Origin of the sequence: Arthrobacter pascens (assembly GCF_030816475.1) — a bacterium.
Taxonomy (GTDB): domain Bacteria; phylum Actinomycetota; class Actinomycetes; order Actinomycetales; family Micrococcaceae; genus Arthrobacter; species Arthrobacter pascens_B.
In genome coordinates this window covers 606,046-621,255 of record NZ_JAUSXF010000001.1, presented here as the reverse complement: position 1 = coordinate 621,255, position 15,210 = coordinate 606,046, and the positions used below count along the sequence as shown (strand labels likewise).

The following is a 15,210-nucleotide window of genomic DNA, read 5'->3' as shown; positions in this document are numbered from 1 at the left end:
GGAATGACCCGCGGCAGGCGTGACCGGGGGTACGGTGGAAGTAAGCCGCGCTGGGGACAGGGCCAGTGACCGATCCCGGCAGCCCATCTGAAACTCCACATTGCAAAGGATCCTCATGAGCACTCCCCCTGTCCCGCCTCCCAACCCGAATGAGCCTGAGTCCGAAGGCAAGCGCCCGGCTCCGCGTTACGGCGAGAATGCCCCGGAGTACGGGCAGCAGAACCCCGCCACACCCCAGTACGGCCAAAACGCCCCGCAGTACGGGCAGCAGAACCCCGCCACACCCCAGTACGGCCAAAACGCCCCGCAAGGACCCGGCTACGGGCAGCAGCAGTTCGGCCAGCCGTACGGGCAGCAGCAGTTCGGCCAGCCCTACGGACAGTCACCGTACGGACAGTCACCCTACGGGCAGTTTCCCTCGGAGCAGCCACAGGCCACGGGAGCGTCGGGAATCCCCAAGCTGGTCGATATTTCGTTCTGGTTGTTGATCGGAGCCGGCATTCTCTTTGTCATCTCCACGCTCATGGGCATCGGACAGCTGGATGATCCGGCGATGCGGAACACCTTCGAGGAGGCCATCAAAAACAGTGGCGGTGGCACCGCCGTCTCCTATGACCAGATGAAGGGCGTCATCGTCGGCACGCTGGTCGTATTCGCCATCATCGGCGCCGGGCTCTACGCGCTGGTCGCGTTCTTCGTCCGCAAGGGCAAAAACTGGGCCCGCATCCTGGGAACGGTCTTCGCTGCCATTTCGGTCCTCGGACTGTTCGGGGTCCCTAACATCGGGACCCTGGGGACTTTGGCCGGCATTGCAGCCATCGTGTTGCTGTACCTGCCGTCGGCCGCTCCGTACTTCCGCAGGCAGCAGCCGTTCGCCAACCCTTACGGCCAGCCCGGCAATCCCTACGGTACCCGCTGACCCCCAGACCAGCTGGAAACCTAGACCAGCTGGAAACCCCAAGCAGTAAACCACCCGACGGGCGTGGACCCCTGGCCGGCAGCGAGATTTAGGCAGTCTGGCCCGGGGTCTGCGCCCGCTGTGCGTGGTAGGCAAGAATTTGCAGTTCGGTGGCCATGTCCACTTTTCGGAGGTTGACGCCGTCGGGGACCTGCAGCATCACCGGCGCGAAACTCAGGATGCTGTGGACGCCCGCTGCCACCACGCGGTCACACACACCCTGCGCCACTGCGGCAGGCAGGGCCAGGACCACCATGTTGGCACCCGTGCGGTGCAGCACCGTCTCAAGATCGGCAACGTCGCTAACCCGCAGCCAACCCACTTCGTTGCCCACCACCATCTGGTCGGCGTCGAAAATGGCCACAACGTCGAAGCCCCGGGATTCGAAGCCGCCGTATCGTGCCAGGGCCTTGCCCAGGTTACCGGCGCCGACGATGGCGACTTTCCAGTCGTGGGTGAGTCCGAGCGCAGCGGCAATGTGACGGCTCAGGTACTGCACTTCGTACCCCACGCCGCGGGTGCCATAGGAACCCACGTGGGAAAGGTCCTTGCGAAGAGTCGAGGAACTGACACCGGACGCCTCGGCCAGCGATTCCGAAGAAACCCGTTCCACGCCCTCGGCGAGCATGGTGTTCAGGGCGCGGAGGTACAGCGTCAGGCGGGCAACAGCCGCGGGCGGAATCTGCTTGCCACCTGCCGCTTTGCCCTCCTGGCCGGCCGGGACGGGCTGAACCCCCTGGACAGCATGGGGAGAAGAATCCAGTGAAGTCACTATCCCCTCCATCCCGTCGCGTCGTGACTCCACTCTAGAGCCCCATCACCGGTGCCAACAAAGCGGCTGCCATTGCACGGAACCGCCGTTCCTACTCCGCCATGGCCCGTTGCAGGACGCGCTCCAGGCGGACTTCATCGATCTTCCAAAAGTCACGCTGGACACCGTCCACCAGCACCACGGGGATCTCTTCGGCGTAGCGTTCGCGCAATTCCGGCAGCTGGTCCACCGGCTGCTCCGTCCACTCAAGCCCCAGCGAGGCAGTGACCCGCCCGACGGCGTCGCGCGCGTCCGCACACAGGTGACAGTCAGCCTTGGTGATCAGAACAACCTGCGGTTTTGCCATAGTTCAACCGTATCGCCCTTTAGGAGCGGCAGCGCGGCGCACGGCGACGCGGAAGGCGACGGCCCTTTGGATTGACTAGACTCGGGGACATGCCCGAGGAGAAGTACGTCGCTGTGGTGACCCAGCCGGCTGCGCTGCCGCAGACCGGTGAAGCCGCCTTCTTCGACGTCGACAACACCCTCATGAGGGGCGCCAGCCTTTTCCATGTGGCCCGCAAGATGCACCAGCGCGGCGCTTTCACGCTTTTGCAGGCCGCCGGTTTTGCCTGGAAGCAGTTCAAGTTCGTGACGCGCGGCGAGAACATCGACGACGTCCACGCAGTCCGCGATTCCGCCCTCACGCTCGCGGCCGGGATCACCGTGGAAGACATCAAAGCCCTTGGCGAAGAGGTCTACGACGAAATGATCGCGTCCAGGATCTGGCCGGGAGCCAAGGCCCTGGCGGAACAGCATCTGCGCGTCGGCCGGCGCGTCTGGCTGGTCACCGCCACCCCCATTGAAGTGGCCACCGTGATCTCCACCCGCCTGGGCCTCACCGGAGCGCTGGGAACAGTAGGCGAGGTGGCCGACGGAATGTACACCGGGCGGCTGGTAGGCGACATCCTTCACGGGTCCGCGAAGGCAGTGGCTGTCCAGGGCATCGCCGACGTCGAGGGCCTGGACCTCAAAAGGTGCTGGGCCTACAGCGATTCCTACAATGACATCCCGCTGCTGAGCCTCGTCGGGCATCCTGTCGCGATCAATCCCGATTCCAGGCTCCGCCGCCATGCCCGCGACAACAACTGGCCTGTCTACGACTTCCGCTCTGGGCGGAGGGCCGCCACTCTCGGCCTCAAGGCCGCCACCGCCGGGGGCGCCGTCTACGGGCTCTGGCGTGGATACTCCCGCATGCGCGGCCCGCGGCTCTAGCGGCCTGCGCTCCACGTTCCACGGGTCCAGCGCTCCATGGCCCAGCGCCACCAAAACAAAATGCCCGTCGCCGGAATGGCAACGGGCATTTCTGCAGTTCGAAGTATCTCTACTTCTTATTGCGGCGCTGGTGACGGGTCTTGCGAAGCAGCTTGCGGTGCTTCTTCTTGGCCATACGCTTGCGACGCTTCTTAATAACTGAACCCACGAAAGTTCCTTACAAACTAGATGCAGTACCTGTCTGATGGAAATGGTCCGTGGACAGAGCTACAGACTGGACAACTGACAGATTCTTACAATGACGTAAAACGTTCCTTAACAGGGTACCGCTTATCGGGAGCGGCTTCTGACAGGGCCCTTCAGGCGGTCTCCGAGGCCTGCGAGTGGCCGCCGTCCACCACAGCACCTTTGAGGTACTGTTCGACGGCCTTTTCCGGCACCCGGTATGAACGGCCGAAACGCACGGCCGGCATTTCGCCGGAATGAACAAGACGGTACACGGTCATTTTGGAGACGCGCATGACCTCAGCCACTTCGGCCACGGTCAGGAACTTCGCGTTCGAGAAGTTCTGTTCTGCGGACATTTCCCTTATTCCTTTGCTGACGGATGGACAACACTGACCCCAGGTATATGCCATTGCGGTGTGCCGATGCTGAGCCATCCACCAACCATGTGCTAGATACTCTAGAGGTTCATGGGGCTGTTGTGAAAGTCATCCCGGTAATCATTTCGCCGTCCGGCGCTTCCGGGCGGACGCCGCCAGCTGGTCCAGCACGGATACGGACACGTCCCATTCCATGCAGGCGTCGGTCACGCTCTGCCCGTATACCAGCTCAGACCGGCCCGCCGCATGCTCGGCTACGTCCAGGTTCTGGGCCCCGCCCACCAGGAAACTCTCCAGCATGACACCGGCTATTGCCTGTGCTGCCTGGCCGCCGTCCTCGAGCTGGGCCCCGATCTCCAGCGCCACTTCCGCCTGCCGGTGGTGGCTCTTGCCGCTGTTGGCGTGGCTGGCGTCCACAATCAGCCTGGGGTTCAGCTGCTTGGCGCCAAGCTTTGCCGAGGCGGCCTCGACGTCGGCGGTCGAGTAGTTCGGCCCCTTCCGTCCGCCCCTGAGGATCACGTGCGTATCCGGGTTGCCGGCCGTGGATACGAGTGCGGCGCGGCCGTCGCCGTCGATGCCCAGGAAGGCCTGGGCGGCAGCAGCGGCACCGCAGGCATCGATGGCCACCTGGAGGTCGCCGTCGGTGCCATTCTTGAAGCCGATGGGCATGGAGAGCCCGGACGCGAGCTGGCGGTGGATCTGGCTTTCGGTCGTGCGTGCCCCGATGGCCCCCCACGAGACCAGGTCCGCCATGTACTGGGGGCTGATGGGTTCGAGGAATTCGGTGGCCGTAGGCAGCCCCAGCGACGTGACCTGCTGGAGGAAGCTGCGGGCGGCCCGCAGACCGGTGGCCATGTCATGGCTGCCATCCAGGCGCGGATCGTTGATCAGGCCCTTCCAGCCCACAGTGGTGCGCGGCTTTTCGAAGTAGGCGCGCATCACGATCAGGAGGTCTTCCTTGTGCTTCTCTGCCTGGCTCACCAGCCGGCGGGCGTATTCGAGGCCGGCCAGCGGATCGTGGATGGAGCACGGGCCCACGATGACCAGGAGCCGGTCATCCACGCCGTCCATGATCGCGCGGACTTCATCCCGGCCGCGTTCGACGACGTCCGTCACCCTGCCGTTCATCGGCAGCTCGGCGATGAGCTCCTGAGGGGTGGGCAGCGCAGTGAACTCGTTGACGCGGAGGTTGGACGTTGACTTCGTTGAAGATTCGGATGCTGAGGATGCGCCGGCATGTTTGCCGTCGGCAGAGGTTCCGGCTGTTGCGGTGGTCATGTTCGGGTCCTGTTCCAGGTAGGAAGCGGGCCCAGATCAGAACCCGCCGGAGAAATGGCGAAGGGCAGAGAATGATCTCTGCCCTGTTGGCTCTGAAGGAAAGTTGGATGCGTGTCAGTTAGACGCGGGCCCCTCCAGAGCCAACGAAAAATACGCATACCAACGGTTAGTCATAGCCAAGACCATAACCGCACTGACCCGGCGTCGGCAAATCCGCCTGTAACCTCAGCGCGGTGTCGGGCGGGGTCTGGGAGCGGCTTCGGGGTGGCGGGTCAGCCCAGGAGCTTGCGCAGGAACTGCAGCTGCTTGATCCAGTGGTGCTCCTGGCCGCCCTCGTGGTTGTTGAAACGGTAGACCTCGATCTCCTTCGCGGCCCCGGTTCCGGACGAATCCGTCCTTCCGGAACCGTAGGCGTTGAAGCTGGCGAACACGGTCGACGGCGGGCAGACGTCATCCATCAGGGCTGCCGAATACAGCGCCGGTACCGTAGCTGCCCTGGCAAGGTTGACGCCGTCGAAATAGTTCAGCACGGCGAGCGTGGACTCGTAACGGTCCCGGTGCCGGCTCAGGAAGCTGGCAATTTCCGGGTACGGGCCACGCGGCGTGATGTCGATGGCGCGCGGGAAGTCCTGCAGGAACGGGACGTCGGGCAGCGCGGCGATCACGCCGTCGAGCCTTCCCGCCACCAGCCCGGCGACCGCCACCGCGATGCCTCCGCCCTGGCTTACCCCTGCCAGCACGACGCGCGAGTCGTCCACGTCCGGGTGGGATCGGGCCGCTTCGACCGCACGGAAGCCATCAACGTAGACGCGGCGGTAGTAGTAATCCTCGCGGCTCCCCGCCCCCCTGGTCATGAGTCCGGCATAGGCAACCTCGCCAGCGGTAGGGTGCGGGTCCGCCGTCTCCCCAACCTTCCAGCCGTAACCCTGGCCGCGGGTATCCATGATGAGCTGCGCATACCCGGCCTGCGCCCACTGGGTTTCCTGGTTGACCAGACCGCGACCTCCCGAATAGCCAACGTATTGCACGACGACGGGGAGCCGGGTTCCGGGCTCACGGTTCGCGGGAAGGTGGAGCCAGCCCTTGATAGGTGCTCCCCCGTAGCCCGCGAACGTCACGTCGAAGGTGTCGATGACCGTGAGGTAGTTCTCCACGGGCTCGAACACGGCCTCCAGGGGAAATGTCCGTGCCTCCTCGATCGTGGCGTCCCAGAACGCCTGGAAGTCGGCCGGTGGCGTGACTTCCGAGGTGTAGTTGCGTAGCTGGTCCAGGGGTAGATCGAAGAGGGGCATGCTGCTTCCGGTCCTGTCGTTTCTAGAAGTTGTCGGGCTGATGGGATGGGACTTTTTGGCGATCCTATGTCACGCAGGCAGGGCTGCACCGTCGAATGTGGCGTGGTTGAGGACTGCCGGCTGCTCTGGCTCAAGATCCAGCTCCAGCACGCGCGCGCCGTAGCGGATGGCGACCCTCGCCGGCCGGGCAGAAGCGAGCGTTGCCGCAACCAGCCTGCCGTCCCTCCATTCCAGGTCCACCTCCACCCCGGGGCGTGCGCGAAGCCGGTGAGCGACGCCGTCGGGCAATTCAGGGGGCAGCGCCGGCAACAGCTCGATTTCCGGCACGCCTTCGGCCAGGCGGTGGCTCTGCAGCACGCACTCGGCCAGGCCGGCCACGAAGCCGAAGTTGCCGTCGATCTGGAAGGGCGGGTGCGCCCCGAACAGGTTTGGATACAGTCCCCCGCCGTGGCCGTCACGGTCAGTGGCCATGTCCCGGAAGTACAGGCGCAGGAGGTCGCTGACCTTCCCGGACTGGCGAAGGCGGGCCCGGAGCAGGATCTTCCAGGCCAGCGACCAGCCGGTGGCCTCGTCGCCGCGGCCGTCCAGGCTAAGTCCCACGGCGGCTTCAAGCTCGGGTGTCAGGGGCAAGTCGCCGGGGTATGCCACGTACAGGTGGCTGACATGACGGTGCTCAGGCTCCCACTCAGGCGGGTCTGCCAGCCACTCGCGGAGCCGGCCGCCGCGGCCGACTGAGGGCTCCGGAAGCCGCGGAAGGACCGCCCGGGCCTCGGCCACTACGGGATCGGACTCCAGTCCAAGATCCTCGGCCAGGCTTGCCAGCATCCCAAAGACGTCGCGGATCAGGGCCAGGTCCAGGGTGGACGATTCGGCAACGGACGCCCTGCCGGAGCCTCCGGCATGGAGGGGTACGGTGAAGCTGTTTTCCGGCGAGGTCGAGGGGCTGGTGCCCACAGTGCCGTCCGGGAACTCCATCAGCAGATCCAGGGCAAACTCGGCGGCACCGCGGATGGATGGCCAGGCAGCGTCGCGGGCGAAGCCTGCTCCGGCAGCAACGTCACCGGCGCCGAATCGCAGGTGCTCCCACAGGTGGCGGACCAGCCACAGCCCGGCCATGGGCCAGTAGGACCATTCCGGTGAGTGTGCGCCATGGCCGACCGGCTTGCTGTAGCCCCAGATGTCCGAGTTATGGTGCACAGCCCAGCCGCGGGCGCCGTAGTATTCCTGGGCGGTAGGAGCTCCGGTCTCCTGCATCGCTTCAACCAGCGCAAACAACGGTCCGGCGCATTCGGCCAGGCCGGTGGGTTCTGCTCCCCAATAATTCATCTGGAGGTTGATGTTGGTGGTGAAGTTGGAACTCCACGGGGCACACAGCTGGTCATTCCAGATGCCCTGGAGGTTGGCCGGGGTCCCCCGCCAGGCTGTGCCTTTCCTGGATCCCGGCGGCGCGGTCCTCGAGCTGGAAATCAGGAGGTACCGGCCGTAGTTGAACAGCAGCGCGGCCAGCCCGGGATCGGCGGCAAGCGCTCCGTCCGGATGCGCGTTGGCAGCCAGCAGGCGCTGCCCGGTATTGGTTCCTGTCCACGCCGGCACGTCCAGACTGACCCGGCAGCTTTCGTAGAGCCGTGTGTGGCTGTCCTCATGGCGGGCCAGGAGGACGTCACGCCCTGATGCCATGGCGGCGCTGAGGGTCCGGCGGGCGGCGGCGGCAGCCTCGGATGACGTGCCCTCCGGCCGCTTGCCCAGCCCCATGAAAGTTGTTTCTGTGGTCACCCAAATGACCGCGTGCCGGACGCCCGTGGCGGCGAGGCCGCCGTCGTCCGTTTTGTCTGCAGGCGGTTCGGCTGCGTTGCCGTCGTGCTCCCAGGCCACAGCCACGGCACCCTGGAGGCTGAGGGAATCGTCCTCCGAGTACTCCACCAGCCCGCCGTCGTGCGAGGGCCCGACGTCGGACGGCATCTTCAGTTCCAGGGCCGCCAGGGCCGGGGAGCTGGAACGGCGGAGGATCCGAAGCTGCGACTCCAGACGGAGGGCCAGGTCAAGGCCGCCGGGGGCATCCGTTTCCACCGAAATAACCAGCACGGAGGGGTCGTGGCTGGCAAAGGCCTCAACCCGGACCCGGTGGCCGTCCACACTGTAGCTCGTCGAGTTGAGGGCGCGGGCCAAGTCAAGGATGCGGCGGTAATCCTTGGGCGGGTTGCCTGTGCCTGGAACAGATCCGGGGACCTCTGAAGGGGCGACCGTCAGGAACAGGTCAGCGAACGGAAGATACGACTGCGAGTGGCGGTGCTGTAATTCCTTGAGCGATTCGTGTGCGGCCGCATAGTCACCTTGGCTGATCAGCCGACGGCAGGTGGCAAGGATGCGGTCCGCCCGCTCCCGGCTGAACGTCGGTTCCAGATCCTGGCTGAGCGGCGAGCCGGACCAGGCGGAGCCATCGTTGAGCTGGAATCTGTGCTCGAGTGTACCGGCAGGGGCTGGATTCCCGGCGAGCGTCTGCCCGCCAAACACCATGGCGGCCAGGCGACCGTTCCCCAGTGGAAGGGCTTCCAGCCAATCGGCGGCCGGGGCGTCGTATTCAAGGATATGTTCTGTGTGCACGGGACTAAATCCTAGAGGAGAACATCGGATGATTACAGGGGGTCGCTGGCATCACTTAGCGCGAACCAGCAGATAATGACCCCTTTTCGGTAGTTTGAGGGCATCATCTGCCAGTTGGCGCCGAGACGGGAGGCTGGATGGTCAGATCTATGAGGGAAAATTAGAGTGTCGAAAGCTCCGGTGTGAAGACTCTCAACTCATGTCCGCCGGCTACGAGGGCCCGCAATTCGGGCAGCCCGCCGGTGACCTGCCCGGCTGCCCGCGCCTGCACCAATACGTTACCCAGGGCAGTTGCCTCCACGGGACCTGCCACCACACGCCTGCCGGTGGCGTCAGCCGTGAGCTGGCAGAGTAACTGGTTCTGCGAGCCGCCGCCGACCACATGCACCACGTCAACAGTCCGCTCCGCCAGGCGCTCCGCAGCGGAAATGGCTCTGGCATAACCTGCGGCCAGGCTGTCCATGATGCAACGTGTGATGGCCGCGGGGTCGTCAGGAAGCAGTTCCCCCGTATGGTGTACCGCTGCCCGGATGCGTTCCGGCATGTTGTCCGGGGCGATGAAGTAGGAATCATCGGGATTGATTCGCGGTCCGCCCGCCGGCAGCGCGCCTGCGTCCTGGAGCAAGGCCTGGAGGTCCCGCCGGTAACCTTCCCCGGCCCACGTGCGCTGGCATTCGCTGAGGAGCCAGAGCCCGCCCATGTTCCGCAGGTAGCGGATGGTGCCGTCCACGCCGCGTTCGTTGGTGAAGTTCGCTTCGCGGCTGGCCTGGGTAAGGACCGGATGCCTCAGCTCCAGTCCCACCAGGGACCAGGTGCCGGAGGAGATGTAGGCAAAATCCTCCTCCTGGGCAGGCACGGCGACGACGGCGGATGCGGTGTCATGCGAGCCGACGGCCACCACGGAGGTACTGGCCGGCAGACCGACCCGGGACGCAATTTCAGGGAGGAGCGTGCCGACGGTTTCACCCGGCTGGATGAGTGGCGGGAACAGGTCCTTCCGCAGTCCGAGCGCCGTGAACAACTCCGTCGCCCACTCCCCCGCCACGGCGTCAAAGAGGCCTGTAGTAGACGCGTTGGTGGCCTCGGTTCGCCGCTGCCCCGTCAGGAGGAACGCGATCAGGTCCGGGATGAGCAGCGCCTGCACTCCCTTCAAGGCCGGTTCCGTGGCGAGCTGGTAAATGGTGTTGAACTGCAGGAACTGCAGCCCCGTCGTTGCGTACAGCCGCGCCGGATCCAGTTTCCGGTGGACGGGTCCAACAGCAGCCCGGCTGCGCTTATCCCGGTAGCTGAAGGGTTGGGCAGTGAGCTTTCCTGCCGCGTTGACCAGGCCATAGTCCACCGCCCAGGTGTCGATCCCGATGCTGGCCACCTGCTCGCCCTGCGCGGCGGCCACTGTGGATGCCGCCCGGAGGCCTTCAAGCACCTCCTCGAACAGGGCGTCGAAGTCCCAGCGGAGCCCGCCGTCGATCTCCACCACACCGTTGGAAAAGCGGTGCACGACTTCAAGCTCGACGCCGGTCCCGGCCCCGGACAGGTCCGCGGCTTTGATCCGGCCAAGGATGACCCTGCCGGAGGAGGCTCCGATGTCGACGGCGGCGAACACGCTGCGGACGGTCATCGCAGGAAGGCTGCGGCCACTCCGGCGTCCACGGGGATGTGCAGGCCGGTGGTGTGGGACAGTTCGTTGCCGGTCAGCACGGCGGCGGCGTTGGCCACATGCTCGGGCAGGACTTCGCGCTTGAGCAGGGTGCGCTGGGCGTAGTACTCGCCCAGCTTCTCCTCGTCCACGCCGTACACGGCGGCGCGCTTGGCGCCCCAGCCGCCAGCGAAGATGCCCGAGCCGCGGACCACGCCGTCGGGGTTGATGCCGTTGACCCGGATACCGTACTCACCCAGCTCGGCGGCGAGCAGCCGGACCTGGTGGGCCTGGTCTGCTTTGGTGGCGGAGTAGGCGATGTTGTTCGGGCCGGCGAACACCGAGTTCTTGGAGGAGATGTAGACGATGTCCCCTCCCATGCCCTGCGCGATCATCACCTTGGCCGCGGCCTTGGCCACCAGGAAGGAGCCCTTGGCCATGACGTTGTGCTGCAGGTCCCAGTCCTTCTCGGTGGTTTCCAGCAAAGGTTTGGAGATGGACAGCCCTGCATTGTTGACTACCAGGTCCACGCCGCCGAACGCCAGGACCGCGGCGTCGATGGCGGCCGTAACCTGGGCTTCGTCCGTCACGTCGGCCTGGACGCCGATGGCGACGTCGGGTCCGCCGAGTTCCTCGGCCACCTTTTCAGCGTTCTCCAGGTTCAGGTCCGCGATGACCACGCAGGCACCGTCAGCGGCCAGGCGGGTGGCGATGGCCTTGCCGATGCCGGACGCGGCCCCGGTGACCAGCGCGATGCGGGTGGCGTGGGACTTGGGCTTGGGCATCCGGGCCAGCTTTGCTTCCTCCAGCGCCCAGTATTCGATCCGGAACTTTTCGGATTCCTCGATCGGGGCGTAGGTGGAGATCGCCTCCGCGCCGCGCATCACGTTGATGGCGTTGATATAGAACTCGCCGGCCACGCGGGCGGTCTGCTTGTTCGCGCCATAGGAGAACATGCCGACGCCGGGAACCAGCACGATGGCAGGGTCCGCTCCGCGCAGGGCCGGGCTGTTCTCGTCCGCGTGGCGGTTGTAATACGCCTGGTACTCCTCCCGGTAGGCCGTGTGGAGTTCTGAGAGCCGCGAGACCGAGTCCTCGATCGAGGCGTCAGCGGGCAGGTCCAGGATCAGCGGCTTGACCTTGGTGCGCAGAAAGTGGTCCGGGCAGGAGGTGCCCAGGGCGCCCAGGCGCGGGTGCCCTGCAGCTTCCAGGAAGTCAAGGACGACGGCGTCATCGCTGAAGTGCCCCAACTGCGGATTGTCCGTGGAGGCCAGGCCCCGGATCACAGGTGCCAGGGCTGCGGCCTTGGCTTTGCGCTCTGCCTCCGGCAGCGCGGCGTAACCGGGCAGCTTGGGCCCGAAGGGTTCGGCCTTGCCGTTGTCATGGATATACTTCTCTGCCTGCTCAATGATCCACAGCGAGTTCCGCTCGGCCTCTTCGCTGGTGGCGCCCCAGGCGGTGATGCCGTGCCCGCCCAGGATGGTGCCGATGGCCTGCGGGTTGGCTTCCTTGATCGTGGCGATGTCCAGGCCCAGCTGGAACCCCGGGCGGCGCCAGGGCACCCACACCACCTTGTTGCCGAAGATCTTGGTGGTCAGCGCCTCGCCGTCCACCGCCGTCGCAATGGCAATGCCGGAGTCGGGGTGCAGGTGGTCCACGTGCGCGGCGTCCACCAGCCCGTGCATGGCCGTGTCGATCGAGGGAGCGGCGCCGCCCTTGCCGTGCAGGCAGTAATCGAAGGCGGCCACCATCTCGTCTTCACGCTCCACGCCCGGGTAGACATTCTTCAGGGCGGTGAGCCGGTCCAGGCGCAGGACCGCGAGGTTCTCCGCCTTGAGGGTGCCCAGGTCTCCGCCGGATCCCTTGACCCAGAGCAGCTGGACGTCCTCGCCAGTGACCGGATCCGTCTCCGTGCCCTTCGCGGAGGTATTGCCGCCGGCAAAGTTGGTGTTCCGCTTATCCGCACCCAGGCGGTTGGAACGGGAAATCAGGTCTTCAACAGTCTTGTTGCTGGTGTTTTGCATAGTGATACTCACGCGCCCCATCCGGCTTGCTGGCCGCCGACGCGGTCCTCGTTGATCTTCTTCTGGTAGCCGCTGGCCTTAAAGGCGGCCAGCGGATCCGCGGGGAGGCCGCGGGATTCACGCCATTCGGCCAGGACGGGCCGGACGTCGGTGTAGAACGCGTCGTTGAAGATGCCGTTCGCTGCCAGGACATCCCCGGCGCGCTGTGCTTCGCCCAGGGCTGCCGTGTCCACCAGAAGGGCGCGGGCGGTCATTTCCTGGACGTTCAGCACCGAGCGGATCTGGCCCGGGATCTTTTCTTCCAGGTTGTGGCACTGGTCCAGCATCAGGGCCACACCGGAATTCCTGCCGTAGCCTCCGCCACGAATGACCTCGTACATGATGCGGAAGAGCTGGAACGGATCCGCGGCACCCACAATGAGATCGTCGTCGGCGTAGAAGCGGGAGTTGAAGTCGAAGGAGCCCAGCTTGCCCAGGCGCAGCAGCTGCATCACGATGAACTCGATGTTGGTGCCCGGTGCATGGTGGCCCGTGTCCAGGCAGACGAAGGCCTTCTCGCCCAAGGCCAGGGTCTGGGCGTAGGAAGTGCCCCAGTCCGGAACGTCGGTGTGGTAAAAAGCCGGCTCGAAGAACTTGTACTCGAGCACCAGGCGCTGCTCCTCGCCCAGCGCGGCGTAGATTTCCTGCAGGGATTCGGCCAGGCGGTCCTGGCGGCCCCGCATGTCGTCCTGGCCGGGGTAGTTGGTCCCGTCCGCAAGCCAGATTTTCAGGTCTTTCGAGCCCGTGGCGTGCATGATCCCGATGCAGTCCAGGTGGTGGTCAATGGCCCGGCGTCGTACGGATTCATCCGAGGATGTCAGCGAGCCGAACTTGTACTCGTCATCCTGGAAGGTGTTGGAGTTGATGGTTCCCAGCCCCACTCCGAGGCCTGCGGCGTACTCCGTCAGTGCTGAGTAGTCGTCCACTTTGTCCCACGGGATATGCAGTGCCACGGTGGGGGCCAGCCCGGTCAGCTCATGCACCTTCGCTGCGTCCGCGAGCTTCTCCTGCACGGTGCGCGGAGTGCCGGGAGTGCCGAACACCTTGAACCGTGTGCCTGAATTTCCATAAGCCCACGAAGGGACCTCGATAGCAAGCTCCTCGAGCCTGCCCAGCGCCGTTGCTACGTCATTCATGATGGTTCTTTCCGGTGTCTTGTCATGCTGTGGTCTGTTGTCGCCCCGCTGCTGGAGCTCTTTTGCTGGGGTGCCGTGCTTCAGGAGCTGGAGCTCCGGGTGGCTGCAGCCAGCTGGTCATCCAGGTTGAAGACTTCCTCTAGGACCTGGAACCCTTCGTCAGGCGCCTGGCCGGAATCTTCGAAAAGTGTCGCCATTTCCGCCTGCCAGCGGGCATTCACGTCTTTGAGGGCCATACGTGCCCTGGCCGCGTCGAAGTCATCGCACTCCACGTAGCCCACGAGGAGCCCGTCCTCCGCAAGGAACAGCGAGTAGTTGTTCCACCCCGCGTCGTTGAGCGCTCTGAGCATCTCTGGCCAGACTGCCGCGTGCCGGCGCCGGTACTCATCGATCAGCGCTGGCTGGACCGATGAGCGGAAACATACCCTCATCCGACACTCCCCCGGTTTCTCGTTCTTTGAATCGTTTCATTGTTACGATTCAACGTACTCTGGAAGCTAAGCAGGTGTCAAGCAATTTCCCGACCTCGGTTTGATGGGCATGCGGGAACGCACGGGACTCGACATGGAGGCACGAAGAAGAATGAGTCGTTCAGCCAGCATTAAGGACGTAGCAACCCACGCAAGCGTGGCAGTGGGCACAGTCTCCAACGTACTGAACTACCCGGACAGGGTGTCCCAGCGAACCAAGGACCGCGTCCTGCGCGCAATCGACGAACTTGGCTTCATCCGTAACGATGCTGCCCGCCAGTTGCGTGCCGGCCAAAGCCGGACCATCGGCCTGATTGTCCTGGATGTGGGAAACCCCTTCTTTACTTCGGTGGTTCGCGCGGCCGAGGACGCCGCCGCCCTTCATGGCAGCGCTGTGCTGCTGGGCGACAGCGGACACAATGCCGGCCGCGAAGCCAACTACATCGACCTCTTCCAGGAACAGCGCGTGCAGGGCCTGCTGATCTCGCCTGTGGGTGACGTTACTGAACGGCTGGACCAGCTCCGCGAGCGCGGCATCCCCACGGTCCTGGTGGACCGGCTCGCTGATGAGAACCACTACAGCTCGGTTTCCGTAGACGACGACGCCGGCGGGTACCTTGCCGCCCGCCACCTGTTGGACACCGGCCGCCGTCGGCTTGCGTTTGTTGGCGGTCCCGCCTCCATCCGTCAGGTGGCTGACCGCCTGCAGGGTGCTCGCCGGGCCGTCAAGGAGGAGCAGGATGCCACCCTGGAGGTCCTTGATTCGGAGGGGCAGACCGTGCTCGCGGGCCGGAGCGTGGGAAACATGCTGGTGGAACGCCACCGCGCCGAACTCCCTGACGGCATCTTCTGCGCCAACGATCTTCTGGCCCTCGGCGTCATGCAGTCCCTCACCATGACGCACACGCTCAGGATCCCTGAGGACATCGCATTGATCGGCTACGACGATATCGACTTTGCAGTCTCTGCCGTGGTGCCGCTTTCCTCGATCCGCCAGCCCACAGAGGCCATCGGACGTACCGCCATTGAACTGCTTGCCGAAGAAGTGGAGGCGAGCACCGCCCGGCACCGCGCGGTGGTCTTCACGCCGGAACTCGTGGTGCGCCACAGCACCGGACCGGCTTAGAGCACTTCCCGCCGGGCCT

Annotated in this window: 14 protein-coding genes; 3 read left to right on the top strand and 11 right to left on the bottom strand. The window is 65.1% G+C overall.

Annotation, left to right across the window (positions count from 1 at the left end; all coding sequences use genetic code 11):
* Positions 1-115 precede the first annotated feature (115 nt).
* On the top strand, positions 116-919 hold the full coding sequence (locus tag QFZ40_RS02825; protein WP_306902735.1) for a hypothetical protein: 804 nt from the start codon (positions 116-118) through the stop codon (positions 917-919).
* An 88-nt stretch (positions 920-1,007) separates the two neighbouring features.
* Here the strand turns inward: QFZ40_RS02825 and QFZ40_RS02820 are convergent, their stop codons facing one another.
* Together QFZ40_RS02820 and QFZ40_RS02815 are read right to left on the bottom strand one after the other, a co-directional pair.
* The gene (locus QFZ40_RS02820) at positions 1,008-1,730 is read right to left on the bottom strand and encodes a redox-sensing transcriptional repressor Rex (protein ID WP_373427382.1); all 723 of its coding nucleotides are present in this window, start codon (positions 1,728-1,730) and stop codon (positions 1,008-1,010) included.
* A 91-nt stretch (positions 1,731-1,821) separates the two neighbouring features.
* A complete protein-coding gene (locus QFZ40_RS02815) occupies positions 1,822-2,076 on the bottom strand; it encodes a glutaredoxin family protein (RefSeq protein ID WP_306902734.1) in 255 nt (84 codons plus the stop codon).
* Between the two features lie 89 nt (positions 2,077-2,165).
* On the opposite strand from QFZ40_RS02815, the gene QFZ40_RS02810 reads away from it, so the two are divergent.
* Positions 2,166-2,984: an HAD family hydrolase gene (locus tag QFZ40_RS02810; protein WP_306902733.1), complete on the top strand. Its 819-nt coding sequence runs from the start codon at positions 2,166-2,168 to the stop codon at positions 2,982-2,984.
* A gap of 109 nt (positions 2,985-3,093) precedes the next feature.
* Here QFZ40_RS02810 and QFZ40_RS02805 read toward each other — a convergent pair whose 3' ends face one another.
* The 9 genes from QFZ40_RS02805 to QFZ40_RS02765 form a co-directional block, all read right to left on the bottom strand.
* The gene (locus QFZ40_RS02805; RefSeq protein WP_003792170.1) at positions 3,094-3,192 is read right to left on the bottom strand and encodes a 30S ribosomal protein bS22; all 99 of its coding nucleotides are present in this window, start codon (positions 3,190-3,192) and stop codon (positions 3,094-3,096) included.
* Between the two features lie 151 nt (positions 3,193-3,343).
* Positions 3,344-3,568 carry a helix-turn-helix domain-containing protein gene (locus tag QFZ40_RS02800; RefSeq protein WP_306902732.1) on the bottom strand — a complete coding sequence of 75 codons (225 nt, stop codon included), beginning with the start codon at positions 3,566-3,568 and terminating at the stop codon, positions 3,344-3,346.
* A 141-nt stretch (positions 3,569-3,709) separates the two neighbouring features.
* Entirely contained in the window at positions 3,710-4,867 is a 1,158-nt protein-coding gene (locus QFZ40_RS02795; RefSeq protein WP_306902731.1) for a 3-deoxy-7-phosphoheptulonate synthase, read from the bottom strand.
* A gap of 272 nt (positions 4,868-5,139) precedes the next feature.
* Positions 5,140-6,159 (bottom strand): acetylxylan esterase, encoded by a 1,020-nt coding sequence (locus QFZ40_RS02790; protein WP_306902730.1) that lies wholly within the window; start codon positions 6,157-6,159, stop codon positions 5,140-5,142.
* Positions 6,160-6,228: 69 nt separating this feature from the next.
* Positions 6,229-8,760: a glycoside hydrolase family 95 protein gene (locus tag QFZ40_RS02785; protein WP_306902729.1), complete on the bottom strand. Its 2,532-nt coding sequence runs from the start codon at positions 8,758-8,760 to the stop codon at positions 6,229-6,231.
* A 160-nt stretch (positions 8,761-8,920) separates the two neighbouring features.
* Positions 8,921-10,378 carry a rhamnulokinase gene (locus QFZ40_RS02780; RefSeq protein WP_306902728.1) on the bottom strand — a complete coding sequence of 486 codons (1,458 nt, stop codon included), beginning with the start codon at positions 10,376-10,378 and terminating at the stop codon, positions 8,921-8,923.
* Positions 10,375-12,420 (bottom strand): bifunctional aldolase/short-chain dehydrogenase, encoded by a 2,046-nt coding sequence (locus QFZ40_RS02775; RefSeq protein ID WP_373427458.1) that lies wholly within the window; start codon positions 12,418-12,420, stop codon positions 10,375-10,377. Before QFZ40_RS02775 ends, QFZ40_RS02780 begins: the two co-directional genes overlap by 4 nt.
* 8 nt (positions 12,421-12,428) lie before the next feature.
* The gene (gene rhaI / locus QFZ40_RS02770) at positions 12,429-13,595 is read right to left on the bottom strand and encodes an L-rhamnose isomerase (protein ID WP_306902726.1); all 1,167 of its coding nucleotides are present in this window, start codon (positions 13,593-13,595) and stop codon (positions 12,429-12,431) included.
* 80 nt (positions 13,596-13,675) lie between these two features.
* A complete protein-coding gene (locus QFZ40_RS02765) occupies positions 13,676-14,026 on the bottom strand; it encodes an L-rhamnose mutarotase (protein WP_306902725.1) in 351 nt (116 codons plus the stop codon).
* A gap of 151 nt (positions 14,027-14,177) precedes the next feature.
* Here QFZ40_RS02765 and QFZ40_RS02760 point away from each other — a divergent pair, with 151 nt between their 5' ends.
* Positions 14,178-15,191, top strand: a complete 1,014-nt coding sequence (locus QFZ40_RS02760; RefSeq protein WP_306902724.1) for a LacI family DNA-binding transcriptional regulator — start codon at positions 14,178-14,180, stop codon at positions 15,189-15,191.
* Positions 15,192-15,210 lie beyond the last annotated feature (19 nt).